This window comes from Streptomyces sp. NPDC088116 (assembly GCF_044741745.1).
Classification (GTDB): domain Bacteria; phylum Actinomycetota; class Actinomycetes; order Streptomycetales; family Streptomycetaceae; genus Streptomyces.
This window is the reverse complement of sequence record NZ_JBIUTF010000002.1, coordinates 1,224,377-1,247,385: the sequence shown is the minus strand read 5'-3', so window position 1 is coordinate 1,247,385 and position 23,009 is coordinate 1,224,377. Positions and strand designations below refer to the sequence as shown.

General features: G+C 71.5%; 16 protein-coding genes. 7 read left to right on the top strand and 9 right to left on the bottom strand.

Features of this window, described 5'->3' with window-relative positions; translation table 11 throughout:
- The first annotated feature begins 56 nt into the window (after window positions 1-56).
- From ACIOJD_RS11725 to ACIOJD_RS11715, 3 genes are all read left to right on the top strand, one after another.
- Window positions 57-602, top strand: coding sequence for a methylated-DNA--[protein]-cysteine S-methyltransferase (locus tag ACIOJD_RS11725; protein ID WP_401911230.1), 546 nt, complete (start codon window positions 57-59; stop codon window positions 600-602).
- 87 nt (window positions 603-689) lie between these two features.
- Window positions 690-1,634: a pseudouridine-5'-phosphate glycosidase gene (locus tag ACIOJD_RS11720; RefSeq protein WP_401911227.1), complete on the top strand. Its 945-nt coding sequence runs from the start codon at window positions 690-692 to the stop codon at window positions 1,632-1,634.
- The gene (locus ACIOJD_RS11715) at window positions 1,631-2,545 is read left to right on the top strand and encodes a carbohydrate kinase family protein (RefSeq protein WP_401911224.1); all 915 of its coding nucleotides are present in this window, start codon (window positions 1,631-1,633) and stop codon (window positions 2,543-2,545) included. The genes ACIOJD_RS11720 and ACIOJD_RS11715 overlap by 4 nt, the downstream gene beginning before the upstream one ends.
- A gap of 528 nt (window positions 2,546-3,073) precedes the next feature.
- Here ACIOJD_RS11715 and ACIOJD_RS11710 read toward each other — a convergent pair.
- The 3 genes from ACIOJD_RS11710 to ACIOJD_RS11700 all read right to left on the bottom strand — a co-directional run bounded on the left by ACIOJD_RS11710 (window position 3,074) and on the right by ACIOJD_RS11700 (window position 7,455).
- Entirely contained in the window at window positions 3,074-3,712 is a 639-nt protein-coding gene (locus ACIOJD_RS11710; protein ID WP_401911221.1) for a uridine kinase, read from the bottom strand.
- 70 nt (window positions 3,713-3,782) lie between these two features.
- Window positions 3,783-6,569 (bottom strand): SpoIIE family protein phosphatase, encoded by a 2,787-nt coding sequence (locus tag ACIOJD_RS11705; protein WP_401911219.1) that lies wholly within the window; start codon window positions 6,567-6,569, stop codon window positions 3,783-3,785.
- 214 nt (window positions 6,570-6,783) lie between these two features.
- The gene (locus ACIOJD_RS11700) at window positions 6,784-7,455 is read right to left on the bottom strand and encodes a winged helix-turn-helix transcriptional regulator (protein WP_401911216.1); all 672 of its coding nucleotides are present in this window, start codon (window positions 7,453-7,455) and stop codon (window positions 6,784-6,786) included.
- A 68-nt stretch (window positions 7,456-7,523) separates the two neighbouring features.
- On the opposite strand from ACIOJD_RS11700, the gene ACIOJD_RS11695 reads away from it, so the two are divergent.
- On the top strand, window positions 7,524-8,735 hold the full coding sequence (locus ACIOJD_RS11695; protein WP_401911213.1) for a pyridoxal phosphate-dependent aminotransferase: 1,212 nt from the start codon (window positions 7,524-7,526) through the stop codon (window positions 8,733-8,735).
- Between the two features lie 578 nt (window positions 8,736-9,313).
- On the opposite strand, the gene ACIOJD_RS11690 is transcribed toward ACIOJD_RS11695, so the two are convergent.
- Entirely contained in the window at window positions 9,314-10,045 is a 732-nt protein-coding gene (locus ACIOJD_RS11690) for a hypothetical protein (RefSeq protein WP_401911211.1), read from the bottom strand.
- Between the two features lie 336 nt (window positions 10,046-10,381).
- Between ACIOJD_RS11690 and ACIOJD_RS11685 the strand changes: the two genes are divergently transcribed.
- Both ACIOJD_RS11685 and ACIOJD_RS11680 read left to right on the top strand, forming a co-directional pair.
- On the top strand, window positions 10,382-11,524 hold the full coding sequence (locus ACIOJD_RS11685; protein WP_401911208.1) for a S1 family peptidase: 1,143 nt from the start codon (window positions 10,382-10,384) through the stop codon (window positions 11,522-11,524).
- Window positions 11,525-11,916: 392 nt separating this feature from the next.
- The gene (locus ACIOJD_RS11680; RefSeq protein WP_401911205.1) at window positions 11,917-13,596 is read left to right on the top strand and encodes a translation initiation factor 2; all 1,680 of its coding nucleotides are present in this window, start codon (window positions 11,917-11,919) and stop codon (window positions 13,594-13,596) included.
- 17 nt (window positions 13,597-13,613) lie between these two features.
- Here the strand turns inward: ACIOJD_RS11680 and ACIOJD_RS11675 are convergent, their stop codons facing one another.
- From ACIOJD_RS11675 to ACIOJD_RS11655, 5 genes are all read right to left on the bottom strand, one after another.
- Window positions 13,614-15,857, bottom strand: coding sequence for a tetratricopeptide repeat protein (locus ACIOJD_RS11675; protein WP_401911203.1), 2,244 nt, complete (start codon window positions 15,855-15,857; stop codon window positions 13,614-13,616).
- Window positions 15,854-16,294 (bottom strand): hypothetical protein, encoded by a 441-nt coding sequence (locus tag ACIOJD_RS11670; RefSeq protein WP_401911200.1) that lies wholly within the window; start codon window positions 16,292-16,294, stop codon window positions 15,854-15,856. The genes ACIOJD_RS11675 and ACIOJD_RS11670 overlap by 4 nt, the downstream gene beginning before the upstream one ends.
- A 68-nt stretch (window positions 16,295-16,362) precedes the next feature.
- Window positions 16,363-17,619, bottom strand: a complete 1,257-nt coding sequence (locus ACIOJD_RS11665) for an SWIM zinc finger family protein (protein WP_401911197.1) — start codon at window positions 17,617-17,619, stop codon at window positions 16,363-16,365.
- A complete protein-coding gene (locus tag ACIOJD_RS11660) occupies window positions 17,616-20,597 on the bottom strand; it encodes a DEAD/DEAH box helicase (RefSeq protein WP_401911759.1) in 2,982 nt (993 codons plus the stop codon). Before ACIOJD_RS11660 ends, ACIOJD_RS11665 begins: the two co-directional genes overlap by 4 nt.
- 476 nt (window positions 20,598-21,073) lie before the next feature.
- Entirely contained in the window at window positions 21,074-22,207 is a 1,134-nt protein-coding gene (locus tag ACIOJD_RS11655; RefSeq protein WP_401911195.1) for a slipin family protein, read from the bottom strand.
- A gap of 240 nt (window positions 22,208-22,447) precedes the next feature.
- Here ACIOJD_RS11655 and ACIOJD_RS11650 point away from each other — a divergent pair, with 240 nt between their 5' ends.
- Window positions 22,448-22,786 (top strand): hypothetical protein, encoded by a 339-nt coding sequence (locus ACIOJD_RS11650; protein WP_401911192.1) that lies wholly within the window; start codon window positions 22,448-22,450, stop codon window positions 22,784-22,786.
- Window positions 22,787-23,009: the final 223 nt, after the last annotated feature.

Here is a 23,009-nt window from a genome sequence, read left to right as displayed (position 1 = left end):
CTCTCCGCGGGTCCGTTTCCGGTCCGTTGTCAGTGGCGGCCCGTACCGTGGACGGCATGAACGACTTCGGGCAGTCGCGGGTGGAGTGGGCCGTGGTGAGCAGCGACATCGGGCCGCTGCTGCTCGCCGCGACCGCCCACGGGCTGGTGAACGTCGTCTTCCACGCCGACGGTCCGGTGCGGGAGAAGGCGCTCGGGCAGCTCGGGGACCGGCTCGGCGCCGAGCTCGTCGAGTCCGCGTCGGGCCGGCTGGCCGAGCCGATACGGGCGCTGACGACGTATTTCGCGGGCGAGCTGCGGGAGTTCGGGCTGCCGCTGGACTGGTCGCTCTGCGCGGGCTTCAACCGCCAGGTGCTGCGCGAGCTGGCGACGGGGGTCCCGTACGGCACGGTGGCCGGTTACGGCGATCTGGCCGGGCGAGTGGGACAGCCGCGGGCGGCGCAGGCGGTCGGCGCTGCGATGGGCGCCAACCCGCTGCCGGTGATCGTGCCGTGCCACCGGGTGGTGGAGAGCGACGGCGGGCTCGGCGGCTTCGGCGGCGGGCTGGAGACGAAGCGCCGCCTGCTGGCCCTGGAGGGGGTGCTCCCGGAGCCGCTGTTCTGAGCGGCGGGCGCGACAGCGCGGGCAGGGGCCGGGTCCCGCTCCCCGGCTGACGTTTGCGCGGGCCCCGGGCGCGCCAGGGATGGGGACATGTCAGACACCACACTGCACCTGTCCCCCGAGGTACGAGAAGCGCTGGCCGCGCGCCGTCCCGTGGTCGCCCTGGAATCGACGATCATCGCGCACGGACTGCCACGCCCGCGCAATCTGGCGGTCGCGGAGGAGCTGGAGGCGCTCGTACGGTCCACCGGCGCCGTGCCCGCCACGGTGGCCGTGCTGGACGGCCGGCCCCATGTGGGGCTGGTCAAGGACCAGTTGGAGCGGGTGGCCCAGGACGAGTCCTTGGCGAAGCTGGGCCACCGTGACCTGGCGCCCGCGCTCGCGGCGGGTGCGAGCGGGGCGACGACCGTGTCCGGAACTGCGTTCCTGGCGGCGCGGGCCGGGATCCGGGTGTTCGCGACGGGCGGCCTGGGCGGCGTCCACCGCGGCTGGACCGAGACCCAGGACGAGTCGGCCGATCTGCGGCTGCTGGCCAGGACCCGGATCACGGTCGTCTGCGCGGGCGTCAAGTCGATCCTCGACGTACCGGCGACGCTCCAGCGGCTGGAGACGCTGGGCGTGGGCGTCCTCGGCTACGGGACGGAGCGTTTCCCCGGCTTCTACCTGTCCTCGTCCGGCGAGCGCGTCGACTGGACGGTCCGTACGCCCGAGGAGGTGGCGGCCGTGATGGGCGCCCAGGACGCGCTCGGCGGCCCGGAGGCGGCGCTGGTCGTCGCCCATCCCGTACCGGAGGCGGAGCAATTGGATCCGGTGCTGCACGACCGGGTCCTCGCGGAGGTGCTCGTCGAGTGCCGGGAGCGCGGGATCCACGGCCAGGCCGTGACTCCGTTCCTGCTGGACCAGTTGATGCGCCGGACCGGCGGCGCGTCGCTGGAGGCCAACCTCGCGGCGGTACGCGGCAATGTGCGGCTCGCCGCACGCATCGCGATCGCGGCGGCGCGGACCGATGCGGCACCGACCGCGGCGGATCTGTGAGTGGCGCAGCCGCCCCGGGCCGTGGCGCGCTGCTGGTGGTCGGGGACGTGGTCACCGATGTGGTGGCGCGGTACCGCACACCGCTGGCACACGGTACGGACACGGCCGCCGAGATCCGTACGCTGCCGGGCGGCGCCGGGGCCAACGCGGCCTGCTGGGCGGCCCACACCGGCTGTGCGGACGTACGGCTGCTGGCCCGGGTGGGAACGGACGCCCATGACTGGCACGGGGAACGGCTGCGGCAGGCAGGGGTACAGGCTCATCTCGTCGTCGACGAGAAGATGCCGACCGGCACGGTGATATGCCTGGTCGACGCCTCCGCCGAGCGCACCTTCCTCACCAACAGCAGCGCCAGTCTCTGCCTTTCGGCCGCCGACTGGTCTCCGTCCCTGCTGGACGGAGTCGGCCGAATGCACCTCTCCGGCTACCTCTTCGTCACCGACACGAGCCGCGGACTGGCTGTGGCGGCGATGAGGGCGGCGCGGGAAAGCGGGGTTCCGGTGAGTGTGGATCCCGCCTCCGCGGGCTTTCTCAGGGAACTGGGCGTGGACCGGTTCCTGGCGGCGGTCGCGAGCACGGAGACACTGCTTCCCAACGCGGACGAGGCGCGCTTCCTCACCGGTCTGACGGACCTGGCGAGCGCCGCCGCCGAGCTGAGCCGACGGGTGCCGGTGGCGGTGGTGACCGCCGGAGGCGAGGGGGCTCTGGTGGCGGAGGCGGGCGCCGTGACGGCTCGTGTCCCGGCGTTCCCGGCGCACGCGGTGGACTCGACGGGGGCGGGCGACGCCTTCACCGGCGCGTTCCTCGCGGCACGGCTGGCGGGGGCGGACCCGGTGGAGGCCGCGAGAGAGGGCTGCCGGGCGGGAGCGCGGGCGGTGACGACAGCGGGCGGGCGGCCGGAGCCGGGCTAGCGGGATGGGGGGGGGTAGATGTCGTGGAGGGGGAAGACCGCACGGGGCGCCGGCCAGCCGGCCAGTAGGGCGTGCGCGGCCCTGGCGTGCGCGGCCCTGGCGTGCGCGGCCCTGGCGTGCGCGGCCCTGGCGTGCGCGGCCCTGGCGTGCGCGGCCCTGGCGTGCGCCCTACTGCGCGGGGCCCTGGCGTGCGCCCGCACTGGGGCCCGCACCCCCTGGCGTACGCCACCCGTCGTGATCCGCACGCGCACTCGGGCCCGCACTCCCTTGGCGTGCGCGGCGCGTCGTGGCTCGTACGGCCCCTGGCGTACGCCACACGTCGTGATCCACACGCACACTCGGGCCCGCACTCCCTTGGCGTACGAGCCACGACGTGATCCGCACGACCCTCCGGCGTGTGCCACACGACCTGGCCCACGCGGTCCCTGGCATGTGCCCGCGCGACGTGGCCCGCACGTCTCCTGGCGCGCGGGCCACGTCGCGGCGCCCCTCGGCCAAGCCCCTCGGCCAAGCCTGTCAGGCAAGCCGTCAGGCAAATCCGCTCCAGGCCGGATGGCGCGGGTCGTCGGCGCGTACGACCACGTCGGCGGCCTCGGACGGGGCGACCTCGTCCTCGTACCGCTCGAAGGCGGGGAGCGTCCAGCGTTCGCTCTCCTCGGTACGGCGCCGGAGCGCCCCCGGCGACAGCCTCAGATGCACCGTGAGGTCGAACGGGAACCAGTGCCCGAGCAACAGCGGCCCGTGCAGCACCAGCACACCGCCGGGCGGGAGTCGGCCACGCGGGCTGCGCGTCGCCCGGTCGGTGGCGGGGTCCCAGAGATCGGGCAGCACCCGACCCGTACCGCCGGGCTCCAGCGGCCCGAAGACCTCCCGCCACAGCGCCCCTGTGTCGAACCAGCCGCTGTAGTACGTCTCGGGGTCCTCGCGCCCGTACTCGTACCGCAGCGAGGCCGGCCGCAGAAACCCCTCGGTGCCGACGACCAGCGCTGACCGGCCGCGTACCCGCAGCTCCTCGGCGAGCGCGGCGGCCCGCTCTCCCGGCCGGGCGGCACCCGCTCCGTCGAAGGCGACGCGCAGCCAGGGTCCGCCGTCCGCCGCGCCGGTCTCCAGCACCCGGTCGGCGAGGGCCTCGGTCAGCCGGTCCCAGGTGATCGCTTCGAGTCGCACCCGTCCATCTCGCACCCGTCCATCATCGTCCAGCCGCTCAGCCGCAAAGGGGACAGGCCCCGGCCCGGACTCACAGACCCGCCACCGGAAGGGTCTGCTCCGCCCAGATGGTCTTGCCGCCCGTGCCCTGACGGGTGCCCCAGCTCTGGGTGAGCTGAGCCACCAGCAGGAGGCCGCGCCCCCCTTCGTCGAATACGCGGGCCCGGCGCAGATGCGGTGCGGTGTTGCTGCCGTCGGAGACCTCGCAGATCAGGCTGCGGTCATGGATGAGGCGCAGCTGGATGGGCGCCTGGGCGTACCGGATGGCGTTGGTGACCAGTTCGCTGACCACCAGTTCCGTGGTGAATACGGCGTCCTCCAGCCCCCACGCAGTCAGCTGGGCGGAGGCGTCCTTGCGGGCCTGGCCCACGACCGCCGGGTCGCAGGGCAGGTCCCAGGTGACCACCTGGCTCGTGTCGAGCGCCCGGGTACGGGCGAGGAGCAGGGCGACATCGTCGGCGGGGTGGGCGGGGAGCAGCGTCTTGAGCACGGTGTCGCAGGTGTCTTCGAGAGGCGCGGCGGGCTGGGCGAGGGCCGTACGGAGCGCGGTCAGCGTGTCGTCGATGCCGCGCTCGCGGGACTCGATGAGTCCGTTGGTGTAGAGGGCGAGCAGGCTGCCCTCCGGCAGCTCCACCTCGACGGCCTCGAAGGGCAGATTGCCGAGGCCGAGCGGCGGGCCGGCGGGCAGGTCGAGGAATTCGACGCCCCCGTCCGGGCCGACCAGTACAGGCTGGGGGTGTCCGGCGCGGGCGAGGGAACAGCGGCGCGAGACCGGGTCGTAGACCGCGTACAGGCAGGTGGCGCCGACGTCCCCGGTGGTTTCGGCCGCCGTGCCGGGACTCTGCCCGCTCGCGGCCTCGGCGGCCAGGTGGTTGACGAGGTCGTCGAGGTGGGTGAGCAGTTCGTCGGGGGGCAGGTCGACATCGGCCAGGGTGCGCACCGCCGTACGGAGCCGGCCCATCGTGGCCGACGCCTGGACTCCGTGGCCGACCACGTCGCCCACGACCAGGGCGACCCGGGAGCTGGACAGCGGGATCACATCGAACCAGTCGCCTCCCACCCCGGCTCCCGTATCGGCGGGGAGGTAGCGGAAGGCGAACTCGATCGCCGCGTGCTCGGGCAGCTTCTTCGGCAGCAGGCTGCGCTGAAGCGTCAGGGCCGTATCGCGCTCGCGGGTGAAACGGCGTGCGTTGTCGACGCAGACGGCCGCCCTGGCCGTGATCTCCTCGGCCAGCAGCAGATCGTCCCGCTCGAACGGCTCGGGGCGCCGGTGACGGGAGAAGGTGGCCACACCGAGGATGGTGCCGCGAGCGCGCATGGGAATGGCCATCGTCGAGTGGAACCCGAATTCGCGAATCTTCGAGGCCCGGTCCGGGGCCTGTGTCGCCCAGCGGGCCACGCTGGGGTCCGAGACGTTGTTCAGGATCCCCCGCTCGGTGAGCAGAGACTCGGCGGCGGGGGAGAAGTCGGGGTAGAAGGCGGTGTCACCGATGTCGATCACGGCCTCGGGAGCCCCCTCCAGGACCGACCGGCAGGCGACGCGCCGCAGCATGACGTGGCCGGTCAGCGGGCCGGCCGGTGGCTCGCCGCCGGAGCTGACGGAGGGGAGCAGATCGACCGTGACGAAGTCGGCGAGAGTCGGGACGGACACGTCGGCCAGTTCCTGCGCCGTACGCACGATGTCGAGGGTGCTGCCGATCCGGTTGCTGGCCTCGTTGACCAGAAGCAGCCGCTGCTGGGCGGTGAACTGCGTCGTCACATTGTGCGCGGCCGAGATCACGCCGCGTATCCTGCCGTCGCGGTCCCGCAGCGGAGCGGCGGAGAGCGACCAGACGAACTCGTGCTCGTGGCCCACCAGATGGATGGCGAACTCGATGTGCTGCGGCTCGCCGGTCTCCAGCACCATCCGCAGCCGCTGCTCCGTCCTGTCGCTCTCAGGGCCGGGCACGACCTCCGGAACGCGCAGGCCTCGTACGTCGTCCTCCGTGAGGTCCAGCAGGCGCTCGAAATTCTGGCTGACGCGCCGCAGCCGCAGGTGTGTGTCGTAGATCGCCGTCGTGCACGGGGAATGAAGGAAGGACTGCTCGATCAGCTCCTCGTCCTTCCGGTACCGCGAGGCCCGGGGCAGAGGGGAGACGACGAGCCAGTCGGTGGATCCGTCCTCCGCCCTGCGGGGATGTGCCAGGAGGGGTACCTCCCGGTGGCTACCGTCCCGGTGCAGGAGCGTTACCGTGCCGTTCCACCTGCCGACTCGCTCCCCGGAGCGGACGGACTCCGCGAGTGGGGCGTTCGGGGCGAGGGGCTCCCGGGGCGGGTCGCCCGGCTCGCTCGGCGCGGAGGTTTCCGGGGACGGCTCGCTCGGCGCGGAGGTTTCCGGGGACGGCTCGCTCGGCGCGGGGGTGTCCGGGGACGGCTCGCTCGGCGCGGAGGTTTCCGGGGACGGCTCGCTCGGCGCGGGGGTGTCCAGGGACGGCTCGCTCGGCGCGGAGGTTTCCAGGGACGGCTCGCTCGGCTCGGGGGTGTCCGGGGACGGCTCGCTCGGCGCGGGGGTGTCCGGGGGCGGGGATTTCCGAGCCGCCAGGGGTGAGGCGAGCAGTTCCACGGCTGGGCGCCCCACGATCTCGGCGGGCGGGTGACCGAGGAGCCTGCGGGCCCCCTCACTCCACTCCGTCACGATGCCCCGGGAATCGATGGTGGCCCTGGCCGTGGACGCCTCGTCAAAGGGGTCGTTCGCCTCGTCGGAGACGTCGTCCGACTCGCCGGAGAGGTCGTTCGACCGGACGGACTGATCGTCCCGCGCGGTGTCCGGTCGCCTCATCGTCGCTCATCTCACCCTGCCTGGACTCGACCGCCCACCCACGAGGCCGTGGCATCGTGGGACCGCCAGTGGATACTGACGCCTTCAAGTATGGCATCAGTGATGAATGGGGCCATTTCTGGCATACGGCAACCAGGCACCGCATGCGGCAGCCGGGCACCAGGGACGGCGGTACGCACAGGGGCGCGCGAGCCGGCCGGTCTCCGGCGCCCCCTCACTCCCCCCGCAGCACCTTTGCCAGCACCCCCTCGCCCGATACCTCGATACGCCCCTTCCGCACGCCCTCCCCGACCGTCAGCGCGCCCTCGCTCAGCGCGCGGCAGGTGTCGGCGTCGAGGACGAGGCGCGCGTCGGGGCTCTGCGCCGGCCCGTCCCCGTAGACCGGCCCGTCGGCACCGAGCCGTACATGAAACGCCCCCTCGTCCAGCCGGACCTCCACCACACCGCGCTCCTGGACATCACCCGCGGGACCGGACAGCAGCCCGTCCAGCACGGGCAGCAGCGGTACGGCGAACCAGTGCGCCCGTACGGCATCGGTCGGCCGGCGCTCGTCCAGCGCCGGGGCGCCCCACCGCGCCAGGGCCGTGAGGACGGGGAGCAGTCCCCGCCCCCGCTCGGTGAGTTCGTACACGTACGCGGCGGCCGGCGGGGGGAGCCTGCGGCGTGTGGCCAGTTCGTCGCGCTCCATGTCCTTGAGCCGGGACGCGAGCACATCCGTGCTCACGCCGGGCAGATCGGCGTGCAGGTCGGTGTAGCGGCGGGGACCCGCGAGCAACTCCCGGACGATCAGCAGTGTCCAGCGGTCGCCCACGGCGTCCAGGGCACGGGCGGCGGCGCAGTACTGGTCGTAGCTTCGGCGGCGTGGCATGCGACGCAGTCTAGACATGTTGTTGGACTTTCCAAGCTCACACTTGGTAAAACCAAGTATCGCAACAAGGTCTGGGAGGCCACCGAATGGAATTCCGGCAGTCGAGCAAGCTCAGCGAGGTCTGCTACGAGATCCGCGGCCCGGTGATCGAGCAAGCCAACGCGTTGGAGGAGGCGGGCCACAGCGTCCTGCGCCTCAACACCGGCAACCCCGCGCTCTTCGGGTTCGAGGCACCGGAGGAGATCCTCCAGGACATGATCCGGATGCTGCCGCAGGCACACGGGTACTCGGACTCGCGCGGCATCCTCTCCGCGCGCCGCGCCGTCGCCCAGCGCTACCAGACCATGGGGCTGCCCGACGTCACCGTCGATGACGTCTATCTCGGCAACGGCGTCTCCGAGCTGATCTCGATGGCCGTACAGGCACTGCTGGAGAACGGCGACGAAGTCCTGATCCCGGCGCCCGACTTCCCGCTCTGGACCGCCGTCACCACACTGGCGGGCGGCCGTCCCGTGCACTACCTGTGCGACGAGTCCGCCAACTGGTATCCGGACCTGGACGACATGGCGTCGAAGATCACCGACCGTACGAAGGCCGTCGTGATCATCAACCCCAACAACCCCACGGGAGCGGTATATCCACGCGAGATCGTCGAAGGCATCCTCGATCTCGCCCGCCGCCACCAGCTCATGGTGTTCGCCGACGAGATCTACGACCAGATCGTCTACGACGACGCGGTCCACCACACCGCCGCGGCCCTCGCTCCCGACCTGGTCGTTCTCACCTTCAGCGGGCTCTCGAAGACGTACCGGGTCGCCGGTTTCCGGTCCGGCTGGCTCGTCGTCACCGGCCCCCGGCAGCACGCGCGCAGCTATCTGGAGGGCCTGACGATGCTCGCCTCGATGCGCCTGTGCCCCAACGCGCCCGCGCAGTACGCCATTCAGGCCGCACTCGGTGGCCGTCAGTCCATCCGGGAACTCACCGCGCCCGGCGGCAGGCTGTACGAACAGCGCGACCGCGCCTGGGAGAAGCTCAACGAGATCCCCGGCGTGTCCTGTGTGAAACCGAAGGGCGCGCTGTACGCCTTCCCCCGGATCGACCCGAAGGTGCACAAGATCCACGACGATGAGCGGTTCGTACTGGACCTGCTGCTCCGGGAGAAGATCCAGGTCGTCCAGGGAACGGGCTTCAACTGGCCGCGCCCGGACCACTTCCGGATCCTGACCCTGCCGTACGCGGACGATCTCGACGCGGCCATCAGCCGTATCGGCCGCTTCCTCAGCGGCTACCGCCAGTAGGGCCGCGGGAGCCTCTGTCGGCAAACGGAGCTTCTACCGACAAGGGACAAGGAGGCAGGCGGGACCAGGCGGGACGGAGGGGGAGGAGGCGGGACGGAGAAGGGACGGAGGAGGAGCGGACCCGAGGGCGTAGCCGGCCCCCGGGCCCTTTGATGCCACCCATGTCGCACGCCGGCACACTTGAGGACCCAGGTCAGTCTTTATGTCGCCGCGTCCTGCCTTTGGACCACCGCGCATCGAGCTGCGCAGGCCGGACTTGAACCGGCATTTCGACGTACGGGGCCTGGGCCCGTTCGATCCGGCGATCGGCGGCGAATGCTGAGTCTGGAGCAATAGTCTGAGATTGATCGCGGTCTGCCTCTGCCCGTTGGGCTACCGCGGCCCGTCCACCCTCCCGGACGCCTCCGGATCTCCCGGATGCCTCCGATACACCCGGACCTCCCGGATGCTTCCTGGTGTGCCGCGAGGAGGACTCGAACCTCCACTGGAACCGCGCCGTTTCACGACAAGCCTCAGTTTCAGCTTGCGCTCCTCGCGCACCCCGGCCACACGAAACGGCGGTCGGGGAATCATTGAGGCTACCCGAACAGGTAGCCGAACACCGCGTCACCCACCCGCTGGTCGGTGACCTCGGCGCCGTTGGCCTCCTCACGGGCGAACTTCACGGCCTGCTGGAGCTTCTCGACCCGGTCGAGCAGCTCGTTCACTCGCCGGGCCGGCAGCGCGCCACTGAACTTCACCGTCGTCCAGTAACCGACGGGGATGTCCTCGTAGTACACCTCGACCTGCGCCGGGTGCTTCTCCGTGGCCTCGGCCTTCACGTGGTTGCGGGGCACCTTCTTCGTACGGAGCGTCCGTACCGCCTCCGTCTTCCACGCGTCCGTCGACGGGTCCTGGCTCCAGGACTCCGACGCGTCCAGCACCGGAAGCTTGCGCACAAAGGTGTTGAGGTCCGTCAACTGCTTCTCCAGGAAAAGCAGATACGCCACCGGCACGTCGCTCACCAGCACCCGCCCGTCGACGGTGACATCGGCGCGCGCGGCGCAGTTCGCCCAGTCCTTGGTGGCGGTCACATCGAACAGCCTCGTCAGGGTCTTCGCGGTCTCGCGCAGTACGTCCTCGGCCTTGACCTGCACCCGGGTCGACTCGGGCGGGAGCTGCTCGCCCTCCTCGTCCTTCGTCTGGTACGTACGGGAGATTCCGGCCAGCAACGCCGGCTTCTGCAGGCCGTGATGGGCCACCGTCAGGTCCTGGTGCGCCTTGGACTTGACGCCTTTCTCGACTGCGATGATCTGATTGAGTTTCGCCACGTCACCGACGCTATCAAGGCCGCACAGCGGTAATCGAACGAATTCCTGGACGCGCGACGGCGGCAGGACCGCGGCGGCAGGACCGAGGGCGCGGGACTCGTGGGGTGCACAAAGGGTCCGACGGCCCCTCATGTTCAGCTCCCATGTCCAGCTCCCATGTCCGGCCCTCATGTCCGGACCGCGCGTCCGCTGGATCCCGGCCGGATCGACGAGAGTTGATTGTTGGTATGGACCTGCCAATAACCCTCCGCTACGCTCCGGCTGGCAGCGTCTGAGAGCGCTCTCACCCCTTGCACGTTCCCCCCCCCGTCGCTGGAACACAGAAGGGCCACCCCCTTGAGACGTACGACCGTGATACGTACCGGCCTGTCCGCACTCCTCCTCCTCGGCACCTGGGCAACCGCAGGCATCGCCCCGGCGACCGCGGCCGCTCCCGCCGCCGAAGCACCGGCCTCCGCCGGACTGCTCTCCGCGATGCAGAAGGACCTCGGCCTGACGGAGAGCGAGGCCACGGCGCGACTGGCCGCCGAGAAGACGGCGACAGCCGTCGAAGGAAAGGCGCGCAAGGCGGCGGGCTCGACGTACGGCGGCTCCTGGTTCACCCCGGACACCGGCAAGCTGACCGTCGCCGTCACCAGCGACCGGAACGCCGACGCCGTACGGGCGACCGGCGCGACCGTACGCCTGGTGAAGAACAGCGCCCGGCAGCTGGACACGGTCAAGGAGCGTCTCGACGCGCTCGACGCGCCCACCGGCGTCAGCGGCTGGCGCGTCGACCCCAAGAGCAACCAGGTCGTGGTGAGCGTCGTCGCCGCGCAGAAGAAGGACAACGATGTCCGCGACTTCGTGACCCGCGCCCTGAAGACCGGCCCGGTCACGGTCGAGGAGATCGCCGAGGCACCGCGGACGACCGCCGCCGGAACCGTCGGTGGCGACCCGTACTACACGGGCAACGTCCGCTGTTCCATCGGCTTCTCCGTGCACGGCGGCTTCGTCACCGCCGGCCACTGCGGCCAGACCGGAGCGGCCGTACGCGGCTGGGACAACTCGGCCATCGGCAACTTCCAGGGATCGTCCTTCCCCGGCAATGACTACGCATGGGTCAACGTCGCCAACGGCTGGTGGACCGTCCCGGTGGTCATCGGCTGGGGCACCGTCTCCGACCAGCTGGTCCGCGGCTCCAACGAGGCCCCGGTCGGCGCCTCCATCTGCCGCTCCGGCTCCACCACGCACTGGCACTGCGGCAACGTCCAGGCCAAGAACGTCACAGTCAATTACGCCCAGGGCACCGTCTACTCGCTGACCCAGACGAGCGCCTGCGTCGAGGGCGGCGACTCCGGCGGCGCCTACATCAGCGGCGACCAGGCCCAGGGAGTGACCTCGGGCGGCTCGGGCAACTGCACCGCCGGAGGCCAGTCCATCTACCAGCCGATCAAGCCGATCCTGAGCCGGTACGGCTTGACGCTCCACACGGCCTGACCCTCCGAACGGTCTGACCGGCCAGGCGGCCGCCCGACCTGGGCGACGGCCTGACCGGACGGCCGGAAGCCGCTATCGGCCCGACGCGGCAAGCGGCGCCCACCGAAGCCGGGAGTACGGCACGACTACGCGAGCAGTACGGCGTAGTCCCCGTGCTCCCGGCTTCGGCCGTCCGCGCACCATCCGCGTACGATCTCCGACATGTCGCCGGAACCACCCCACGAGACCTGTGCTGCCGCAGCGGTTGAGGGAAACGGCACACCCAGCCGGACGGAACAAAGTAGAATCAACCATCAAAAAGCGGGCAGCGGGCAGCGGGCAGCGGGCAGCGGGCAGCGGGCAGCGGGCAGCGGGCAGCGGGCAGCGGGCTGACGGCTCGGGCCCGGCGGACCGTGCTGTATGCCGTACGGTCCGCCACCGCACTGAACCGGCTGCTCGACACCCTCCCCGTCTTCGCCGGTGATCATCGTGTCCGGCCCGTCTTCACCCTCGTTCCCGGGTCCGACTTCAGTACGGACGCGCTCGCCGCGCTCGACGGAGCGGGTGCCCGTACGATCCCCTGGCCCGACGCCGTGCGCGGCGGGCACGATCTCGTGGTGGCGGCCAGTCCGAACGGGCCGCTGCATGAGCTGACCGGGCCGCTCGTGCTCCTGCCGCACGGGGCCGGTTTCAACAAGCGGCTCCCCCAGGCGTCCACCGACGACTCCGCGTCCGGGCTGCATCCGCGGCAGCTCCTGCGTGACGGGGTCCCGCTGGCGGCGCTGCACGCGCTCGCGCATCCCGATCAACTGGTCCGGCTCGCCGCGCGGTCGCCGGCCGTGGCGGAGCGCGCCGCGGTCGTGGGGGATCCGACGCTGGACCGGATGCTGGCGTCCCGTACGCGGCGGGAGCGGTACCGGGACGCGCTGGGAACCGGTGGGCGGCGGCTGGTGGCCGTCGTGTCCACGTGGGGGCCCGAATCGCTGCTGGAGCGCAGGCCGGAGCTGCCCCGGCGGCTGATCGCCGAACTGCCCTACGACGCCTATCAGGTGGCGCTCGTACTGCACCCCAACGTCCACAGCGAACTCGGCGCCTTCACGCTGCGGCAGCACCTGGAGCCCGCGTTCGCCGCCGGGCTGCTGCTGGCGCGACCGTACGAGGAGTGGGCGGCGGTCCTCGGCGCGGCCGATTGTGTGCTGACCGACCATGGGTCCACCGCGCTGTATCCGGCGGCCCTGGACCGGCCCCTGATCGGCTGCCACGAGGGCGGTACGGAACTGATTCCGGGCAGCCCGATGGCCGAACTCCTCTCGCGCGTACCGCGCTTGACGGCCGACGACCCTCTGGCCACGCAGTTGGACGCCGCCGTCGCGGGCCATCGGCCGGGCGCCACCAGCGCCCTCGCCGCCGCGGCCTTCGCCGAGCAGGGGCGCTCGCTGGAGCATCTGCGTACTCGCTGCTACCGGCTGCTCGGGCTCGAACCGTATCCCGGTCCGGTCGCCGTCCGGCCGTTGCCCGTCCCCCGGATCTCGGGGCAGCGGCCGACCGCGCTCGCGGCACGCGTCGAGGTACGCGGGGGGACGGTCACGGTGGCGCGGTATCCGCTGGACGGGGGCCCGCACGGCGGCCACGTGGTCGCGGAGGACGGGTTCTCGACGCTGGACGAGATGCGAAGCGCCGGGCTCATCCACCGGCGCTCGCGGTCCGCATCACGCGAGTCCGACACGGTGTGGCCGCATGCGACGTGGACCGCGGGCGACTGGACGGATCACATCCTGGACACCTATCCCGGCTGCCGGACGGCGGTCGCCGTTCTCGGGCACGACCACTGCGTGTTCCGACGTCGTGAGCCGGGACCGTACGGGCGTCCGCTCCTCTCCGCGCGCATCATGACCGAGGTCTCCCGGGGCGAACCCTGGACACGGCCCGACCCGGCGGCGGTGCTCTCCGGCGTCCACGGCCGGCTGGAGGAGAGCGGATGCCCCCCGCTGCCCGCGACCATCGACTGTGTGGTGGGCGGCCGACGGTCAACGGTCCGGCTGGCGTACGTGACGGACGGGGAGGCGGACGGCGACGCCTACGCCGAGTTGTGACCGTCGTCGCCCCCGGCTCAAGTCCCGATCTCCACCCCTGGCCCCACGCCGGCCTCAATGCGCAGCTCGCGGGCGCGCGCACGGTGGCTCTCCGCGGATTCCGTGTCGCCGGTCGCTTCGATCAACGCGGCGAGTTCTTCGTGGAGTTGTGTCTGGTCGTACGTGGACCCCCGCGCCTGCTCCTGGGCCAGCGCCTCCTCGTACACGGCAATGGCCTGTTCCGGCCGGGCCAGTTCGCGGTGCGTACGGCCCAGCTCGGCCGCCGACCGGCCGATCATGCGCTCGTGCTCCTGTTCCCGGGCCAGTCCGAGGGCGGTCGTCAGCTCGGTCTCCGCCTCGGGCAAGCGGCCAGCCGCTCGGAGTGTGCGGCCGAGCAGGAAGCTCTGCAGCAGGATGCCGTAGGCGTTCTCGATCGTGCGGTGAATCGCACGCGACCGCTCGAAGTACTCGACGGCCCGGTCCGGTTCGCCGTTCCACGCGAAGTACTTTCCCCGGAACTCCAGGGCCGAGGCATGCAGTCTCTCCCCGGGCACGACCGACTCGGCCGATCGCACCGCCTGCTGTGTCTCCGTGTCCGCGTCACCCGCCCGGCCGGCCTTCCACTGGGCCTGGGCAAGCTGACAGCGCATCCGGATCAGGGCCCGGACGGCCCCGGCGCGCTGTGCGGCGTCCTTGCCGACCTGGAAAGCGCGGATCGCGTCCGTGTGGTTGTGGTGGTCCTCGTAGTGCTTCCACAGTGGCTCGCAGAGGGACCAGGCATGCGTGTCCTCACCCAGATCGCTCGCGGTCCGCACCAGTCCGTAGAGCGCCTTGCGCTCGGTGTCGAGCCATGTCCGGGCCTCCGCCGCGCTCGCGAACGGAACGTCGGGGGCGTCCGGAAGCCCGGGAGCCGCCGACCGCTCGGGAGCGTCTGACGGCTCGGGGACCGGTTCGGCCACACGCGGCCGGCGGGGATCGATCGCCCGGTCGGCCCGCTCCGCCTGCCTGCGGTACCAGACCAGGAGCCTGCGCAGGCCTTCTTCCGTCTCGGCCGGGTCGGTGTGCCGGTTCGCGCAGCGTGTGGCATGGGCGCGCAGCAGGTCGTGCAGCTGGTTCCGGCCGGGGCGTGGGGAGAGCGCCAGCAGGCCCGCGTCCGTCAGGGCGTCGAGCGCGTCCTCCGCGTCGTCGAGACCGGTGCCGAGCAGGGCCGTGGCCGCTTCGAGCGCGATGTCGTAACCGGGGTGCTGGGGCAGCAAACGGTAGAGCCGCTGGGCGGCAGGGACCGAGAGCGCGTCGTAGGCGGCGTTCCAGACTGCCTCCACCACGGACAGCCCCTTCTCGTAGAGGTCCTTGGTGAGGTCCGCGACGATCCGTTCCGTTCGCCTGCTGGGGTGCTCGCACAGCAGCCTGCCGGCTGCGTGCAGGGCGATGGGGAAACCCGCGCAGAGCCGCGCGAGTTGCTCCAGAACCCGCGGCGGCACATCGCGCTCCGCCCCCGCGACGATCTTGTGGAGCACGGCCGAGGCGTGCTCCTCCGCCAGCGGGTCCAGTGCGATGCTGATCGCCCCGCGCGCTTCCAGCGGGCGCAGCCGCTCCTGGCTCACGACCAGGACCACCGACTCGGCCGAGACCGGCAACAGCGTGGAGATTTCGTCGGCGGACCAGACGTTGTCGATGACGAGCGCCACGCGCGCCCCGTGGGTCTTCCTCTCGTACAGTCGTACTTGTTCGCGGTAATCCGCCGTCAACCAGCTCTCCTCCGCGCCGAGCCAGCGGAGCAGGTGCTTCAACAGGGCCTGGAGGTCGATCGAGCCGGCCGTGCGCCATTCGTCCAGATCGACATACGCCGCTGTGAAACGGCTCTTCAGTTCATGGCTCAGGCGGACGGCCAGCGCGGTCTTGCCGATGCCGCCCACCCCGCTGATGACCGCTGTCAGCGGGCGTACGGGACGAGGCGACCGCTGCCGCTCGTCGAGCGCCTCCCATACCTTGCCGCGGTCGAGGTCCCTGTTCTCGAACACGTCATTGTCCAAGGGGAGTTGATGCCCCATGGGCGAGGGGGACGAGTGGGAGGGAGGAGAGCCGGGCGAGCCAGGTGGGCCGGAAGCGTCACCCGCTCCGTGACCGTGGAAGTGCAGATGCTGCGTGTAGGTGCCGATCTCGCCCGCCTGGACCAGGCCGTGCTGGCTACCGCCGTTGACGCTGTTTCCTCCGGCGCCTCGTCCGGCGCCTCGCCGGACGTCCGGCCCGTCGCTTCCCCCGTCGCCCGTCACGGCGCTCATTCCCCTCCGCCGGTGCCGAAACGCAGGCTGCCGATCGTGCCGGTCTGGACGACCGGGCCGTGCTGGGTGCCGCCGCTGATCGTGTTGTGGACTTCACCGACCTGCTGGGCCGGGATCCCGGGGTTCAACTCGTCCAGCAGCACGCGCAGTTCGGAGGCCGCTTCCGGGTCATCGCGGAGCGAGCGGCGCACGCGGTTGCGCCATTCCGCGCGGACGTCGGCGGCGGCCTCCTCGTCGTCCTCCTGCTGGGCGGTGGTCAGTTCGGCCTGTGACCTGTCCAGGTCGGACGCGATGTCCTCCGGGGAGGGGGACGCCGCGCCCCGGTTCGCGAAGAAACTCACCACCCGGTCGCGTGCGCGAATCCAGCCGTCTGTCGCCATCTGCTGGACGATCGCTGTCGCGCTCGCTGTCGCGAGTGCCACCAACTCGGCTTCCACCAGGCCCCCTTAGACCGCTGATTGAACCGCTGATCCGTACGCGGGACACGAGCCTACCGGCCGCCCCGTCACCTGCCGAGCAGGGCAGTCAGCGCGCCCACCGGATCGGTGTCGGGCGTGCCGCGCGGCCACCAGTCCTCGCGGTCGCGGTCCGATTCATAGCCGTACCAGACACCGTCCCGGCCGAACCGGAGCTGGAGGGAGGACGTGGACAGCCGGTTGCGCCAGGGACGGAACGACGGGAAGTCGGCGGCGGCGAGACCGGGGCGCGCCCGGTCGAAGGGGCCCGCGGGCGGGTCCCAGGGCTCTTCCAGCACGGCGAGTCCGGCGAGTCCGCCCTGCCGCCAGGCGGCGACGGCGCGGGCCAGGTCGGTGGGGGTGCGGCCGAGGGCGGACGCGAGGGCGCGGTAGAGGGCACGGGTGGAGGCTGTCAGCCCGGATCCGGGGTGGGCGGCGGCCAGGCGTACGGCGTCCTGCCAGGGAGTGAGAGCGCCGATGGGGTCGAGTCCGGTGGTGAGGAACATGTGCGCGCGGGCCGCCGCCTCGGTGGCGAGGAGGTCGAGCGCGAGCGGGTCGGGTGCGCCGGGGGCCTGTGGATAGACGGGGGGCCGGCCGGGCTGCGCCGGTACGGGGAACGGCGGTGGAAGCTCCGGGAGCGTACGCGGCGCCAGAGCGGCGAGGGCCGCCACGGAGGGCATGAGCGGTGGCGCCGTGGCCCGTTCGGCCGCCGAGCGGGTGGCGTTGCGCCGGGTCAGGTCGGCGAGGATCTCGTTCTCACCGCGTCCGCGCATCAGGAACAGGACGAACGGATCCTCGTCGAGAAGTCTGGCCGTCTGGTAGCAGAGCGCGGCGGCGTGCTTGCAGGGGTAACCGTCGTCCGGGCAGGAGCAGTCGGGGGTGAGGTCTCCCACGGTGGGCAGGAGGTCGGCCGATGCCGCGAGCGCGTGCGGCATGTCCTTGTCCAGGAGCGCCGCGATGTGGTCGGGACGGGCCGCCGCGGTGTCGAGCAGCTCTTCCCAGTCGGTCTCGGCGAGGGTGCGGAGGCGGATTTCCGTGCGGTACGGGCGAGGCCTGGAGCCGTGGACGTACGCCATGACCCGGCCCGGGGTGATGGTGATCGCGTCCACCTGGCCGCGGCCCGCGTAGGCGCGGCCGCGCTGGAGGCGGGCCACGTCGAGGGCGGTGTCCTCCATGGACTCCACCCAGGCGTTCCCCCACCAGGTGGCGGCGAAGTCACCTTCCCCGCTCTGTGCCCCCGGTCTGGGGGACAGAGCGGGGAAGGTGCGGCGTCGGTCGTCGTGCCGGGGAGCGCGCGCAGTCGTCATGAGAGCCTCCGCAGGGAGACCAGATCGGCCAGTTCGCGGTCGGTCAGCTCGGTCAGCGCCGCCTCGCCCGAGCCGAGGACGGCATCGGCCAGCGCTCGCTTGGACGCGAGCATCTCCGCGATCCGGTCCTCGACCGTGCCTTCCGCGATCAGCCGGTGGACCTGTACGGGCTGGGTCTGGCCGATGCGGTAGGCGCGGTCCGTCGCCTGCTCCTCCACGGCCGGATTCCACCATCGGTCGAAGTGGACGACATGGCCGGCCCTGGTCAGGTTGAGGCCGGTGCCCGCGGCCTTCAGCGAGAGGACGAAGACCGGTGTCTCGCCGGACTGGAACCGGTCCACCATGCGCTCGCGCTCCGCGACCGGTGTACCGCCGTGCAGCAACTGGGACGGAATCGCACGGGTCGTGAGGTGGGCGGAGAGCAGCCGCGCCATCGAGACGTACTGGGTGAAGATCAGGACCGAGCCGTCCTCCGCGAGGATCGTGTCGAGAAGCTCTTCGAGGAGGGCGAGCTTGCCGGAACGGCCGGTGAGCCGGGCCCCGTCCTCCTTCAGATACTGCGCCGGGTGGTTGCAGATCTGCTTGAGGGAGGTGAGCAGCTTCATGACGAGGCCGCGGCGCGCGATGCCTTCGGCGTCCTCGATGGCGGCCATCGTCTCGCGGACAACCGCCTCGTAGAGGGAGGCCTGTTCACGGGTGAGAGCGACGGGATGATCGCTCTCGGTCTTGGGCGGCAGCTCGGGCACGATGCCCGGGTCGGACTTCTTCCTGCGCAGCAGGAACGGCCGGACCAGCCGGGACAGCCGCTCCACCGCCTGCGCGTTTTCCGCGTCCTTGACGTCGGCGCTCTTGGCGTTCTCCACGTTCTCCACGATCCGGGCGTGGCGGGAGCGGAACGCCTTGAGCGGGCCGAGCAGACCGGGGGTGGTCCAGTCGAGCAGGGCCCACAGCTCGGAGAGGTTGTTCTCCACGGGGGTGCCGGTCAGCGCGATCCTGGCGGGCGCCGGGATCGTTCGGAGCGCCTTGGCGGTCGACGAGAAGGGGTTTTTGACGTGCTGGGCCTCGTCGGCCACCACCATGCCCCACCTGTACGCGGCCAGGGTGTCGGCGCTGCCGCGCATCGTGCCGTAGGTGGTGAGGACGAAGCCGTCCGTCACATCGTCCAGGCTGCGCCCGGCGCCATGGAAGCGGTGGACGGGTACTCCGGGCGCGAAGCGGGTGATCTCGCGCTGCCAGTTGCCGAGGAGGGAGGCGGGGCAGATGACGAGCGTCGGTTCCGTACGGGCCCGGTGCAGGTGGAGGGCGATGACCGTGATCGTCTTGCCGAGGCCCATGTCATCCGCGAGGCAGCCGCCCAGACCGAGTGAGGTCATCATGTCCAGCCAGGCGAGACCGCGCAGTTGGTAGTCGCGCAGCGTGGCGGCCAGGGCCGGTGGCTGGGGGACCGTGTCCTGGCCGGAGGTCAGGCGGTCACGCAGCGACGCCAGCGCGCCGGTCGGGACCGCTTCGACCGTCTCACCGTCGATCTCGGCGGTCCCGGTGAGGGCGACGGCCAGCGCGTCAGCCGGCTCCAGCAGGCCCAACTCCCTTTTGCGCGCCTTGCGGACGAGAGCAGGGTCGACCACCACCCACTGGTCGCGCAGCCGAACGATCGGGCGGTGCGACTCGGCGAGCGCGTCCATCTCCTGCTCGGTGAGGGGTTCGCCGTTGAGCGCCAACTGCCAGTTGAACTTGAGCAGTTCCTCGCTGTCGAAGAAGGGTGTGCCGTCCGTGGCCGAACCGGGCGCGGGACGGACGACCGCGGCGGCGGTGAGCGTACGGGCCAGCTCCCTGGGCCAGTGGACGGCGACGCCCGCCGCCGAGAGGCGGGCCGCCCCCGGGCCGAGCAGTTCGTACAGTTCGTCCTCGGAGAGGGGCAGCGCGTCGGGGACATCGCGCTCCAGCAGCCGGGCGAGCGGGGTCCACACGCGCGCCGCGCGGCGCAGGGCGAGCATCGCATCGATTCGGGCGCGCGGACCGAAGCTCTCGTCGCCGTGGCCCGCCCAGAGCCCGGCCGCGTCGATGACCAGGGTGGGGTCCGCCAGGCTGTGGATCTGGACGAGAGCGGCGCCGGCCCGGCGCGGGACATCCGCCTCGCCGGAGCGGGCGTGGGAGGCGGTGCCCGAGAGCGCGTCGGAGCCCGCGTCCTCGCCCCCGTCCGCCTCGGCCGCCTGGTCGAACAGGTCGTACGCGGACAGGTCCAGGCGCAGTGAGACCCGCACCCCCGCGTCCATACCGGCAGCCGCCTCCGCCGCCCAGTCCCTGGCACCCGGCAGATGCTGCGGGGCACGTGCGGCGAATGGCGCCCCCGCCGCGTACGCTGCCGCCGGGGTACGGGGCAGGGAGTCGGCCACGGCGTCGAGGAACGCCCTCACCAGGGCTTCGGGCTCGGGCAGTTGGAGCGGGCGCAGGTCCGGGAGCGGCACGGCATGTGCCTCGGGTGGCATGGCCGCGGCGATGGCCCGCAACTGCGCGATGTCGTCGGCGTCGAGCGGCCCTGCCCGCCAGGCGTCGTGGTCGGACGCGGTGAGGCCGGGAAGCAGCCTGCCACGCGCGGTCAACTGGAGGGCATGCAGCGCGGCGGCGCCCCAGCAGGCCGCCGAGGGATGCGCCGCTTCGTCCCGCCTGGCACGAACCAGCAGCGGGACGGCATCGGCGACGGGCAGCAGCACAGCGGGCACCGCGCGCGTACGGACTCCGGCGCCGTGGCGCCGTACGACCGTCAGCTCCCCCCGGCCCGGACCTGCGGCGTCCGGCTCGCCCGGCCCAGCCGGGTCGGCGGACCCGTATTCCTCCGTCGCGAGGGGCAGCTTTCCTTCCGGGGCCCAGAAGGCGATCCGCCCCTCGCGCGGCAGAGCGGCGGGCAGAAAAACGGCGGCGCAGCGCGCGAGCCCCGCGCTCAGGGACGCGGACAGGGCCACCGAAGCGGACTCGGACACGGACACGGACGGATCCACGCGTGAAGCAGGGGATGCGGGTGCGGAGACGGACGCGGGCGATGCGGAGGTGCGTCCTGGCGCGGATCCTGGTGTGGGTTCCGGTGCGGATCCCGCTGTGGTTGCTGACGTGGGTGTGAGTGCTGATGCCGGTGCTGCGAGCTGGTCGGTCGCCGGGACACGCGCGGTCGGCTGTGCGCGGGTATGCGCCAATCGCGCCATGGCCACCGACTCCCTCCCACCTCGAGATCTGATTACCTCTGCGAGTCTAGGCGGGGGGTCTGACAGTCGGTCCCTGAACCGCGTTTGCGCAGCTCAGCGCCGCCCTACCAGCAAAAAGCACCCCTCGCTCCAGAACGCACGCCCCGCTTCCCGCGGCCCTGCGCCACAAGGTCGGGGAGGCGGGGCAGCACCGGGGAAGCGGGGCGAGTGTGCGGGCAGCTGGCAGATGGACGGGACGCCGGGTGGATCAGGGTGGATCAGACACGGGGGCGGGGCGGCTCGGATGTCTGACGCGGTGCGGACGGACGCGGCGCGGACGGCGCGGCCGCCCCGCCGGATCCGGCCGTAGTTCCGAAGGACCGGACAGGATCGGGGTCGGGCTCAAGCTCGGACCCCGACCCCGACCCGGACTCGGACTCGGACTCGGACTCGGGCCGCGATACGGGGTCGGCGGAGGCAGCGGGCGCGGCCCCGGCCGGTGTCCCCGGTACAGCAGTCGACGTCTCCGGTGTCTCCTGCGTCTCCTGTACGGACGACGGGGAGGGCGTGAACGGCTCGGAGGCCCCGGTCTGCGCTCCCGGAACCGCCGCCGCGGCACCCGAGACGCTCCGTACCGCCTGGACGGCCTCGGCCGGCGTCGCCCGTTCGAGGAAGCGGAGCAGTTCGACGGGGAAGGGCAGGACGAGTGTGGAGTTCTTCTCCGCGGCCACGGCCACCACGGTCTGGAGCAGCCGCAACTGGAGCGCGGCGGGCTGCCCGGACATCTGCTCTGCCGCCTCGGCGAGCTTCTTCGACGCCTGCAACTCCGCGTCGGCGTTGATCACCCGCGCGCGCCGCTCCCGGTCCGCCTCCGCCTGGCGAGCCATCGAACGCTTCATCGTCTCCGGCAACGACACGTCCTTGATCTCGACACGGTCGATCTGGACGCCCCAGCCGATCGACGGACTGTCGATCATCAACTCCAGGCCCTGATTCAGCTTCTCGCGGTTCGAGAGCAGATCATCCAGATCGCTCTTTCCGATGATCGACCGCAGTGAGGTCTGCGCCATCTGCGACACCGCGAACCGGTAGTCCTCGACCCGGATCACCGCGTCCGCCGGGTCCACCACCTTGAAATAGATCACGGCGTCCACGCGCACAGTGACGTTGTCACGCGTGATGCCGTCCTGCGCGGGCACGGGCATCGTCACGATCTGCATGTTGACTTTGCGCAGCTTGTCCACGAACGGAATGATCGTCGTGAATCCGGGCCCTCTGATGCCGTCGCGCAGCCGCCCGAGGCGCAGCACCACGCCCCGCTCGTACTGCTTGACGACCCGGGCGGCGGCCAGTGCGTACAGCCCGCACGCGCATATCGCCGCTATAACAGCTACAACCAGTTCCTCGACCATCATGGGCTCCCTAGACGCCGGACCGAGGTGCTAATCACCACGGTATGCCCTGTATGACCCATGGGTCGAGATGTGCGAACGAGATGCGCGAAGAGGGAAACGAGGAGAGAACCTACGGGCCCGTAGCCCGGCCGGACGCGCATCTGGTGCCGCCGCACCCGTGATCCTGCAATGTGACCAGCAGCGGCCTGTCCGTACAGCACAAGCGGCCTGTCCGTACAGCACAGACGAGGAGCGCCCATGTCCGTGACCGATCACCGGCGCCTCGGCGTCGCCGCCGCGGCAGTGCTCCTGACCCTCGCCACCGCGGGCTGTTCCGGTCTCGGCCGGACCGCGGTCGGCACCATCACGTACGACACCGAGCAGAAGCAGCACGTCAAAGTATCCAGCCCCTTGGTCACGGGCTGTCACCGGCTCGGACCGGGCGCCGTCGAGGTCACGAACCGCACGCTGGTCGACCTCGTGATGTACCGGACGCCCGACTGCACCGGCGAGAAGACGGCGTACATCGCCACCACGCTCTCCGACGTGATCACGCCCGGCAAGGGCCCCTGGCGCAGCTACACCATCGTGCACTGAACCCGGCGGCGCCACGCGACGGCTGGATCAACACAGGGCTGCCGTCGGCGACATGCTCACGGCAGGTGTGCGCAACATGCCGTCGCACACTGTGTTCGCCCCCATGCACCGGGTACGACGCGAGCATCACCGCATCGAACGTCCCGTCCGGCTCGCGCGACTCGACCGGGCTCCGTACCGTACGGGCGCCACGGATCCGCTCCGACGAGTCGGACCCCGCCTC

Coding starts and splice junctions, on each gene's coding strand:
- ACIOJD_RS11725 (WP_401911230.1), top strand. CDS start 57: ATGAACGACTTCGGGCAGTCGCGGGTGGAGTGGGCCGTGGTGAGCAGC.
- ACIOJD_RS11720 (WP_401911227.1), top strand. CDS start 690: ATGTCAGACACCACACTGCACCTGTCCCCCGAGGTACGAGAAGCGCTG.
- ACIOJD_RS11705 (WP_401911219.1), bottom strand. CDS start 6,569: ATGAGGCGACCGGACACCGCGCGGGACGATCAGTCCGTCCGGTCGAAC.
- ACIOJD_RS11700 (WP_401911216.1), bottom strand. CDS start 7,455: ATGTCTAGACTGCGTCGCATGCCACGCCGCCGAAGCTACGACCAGTAC.
- ACIOJD_RS11695 (WP_401911213.1), top strand. CDS start 7,524: ATGGAATTCCGGCAGTCGAGCAAGCTCAGCGAGGTCTGCTACGAGATC.
- ACIOJD_RS11675 (WP_401911203.1), bottom strand. CDS start 15,857: ATGAGCGCCGTGACGGGCGACGGGGGAAGCGACGGGCCGGACGTCCGG.
- ACIOJD_RS11665 (WP_401911197.1), bottom strand. CDS start 17,619: ATGACGACTGCGCGCGCTCCCCGGCACGACGACCGACGCCGCACCTTC.
- ACIOJD_RS11655 (WP_401911195.1), bottom strand. CDS start 22,207: ATGGTCGAGGAACTGGTTGTAGCTGTTATAGCGGCGATATGCGCGTGC.
- ACIOJD_RS11650 (WP_401911192.1), top strand. CDS start 22,448: ATGTCCGTGACCGATCACCGGCGCCTCGGCGTCGCCGCCGCGGCAGTG.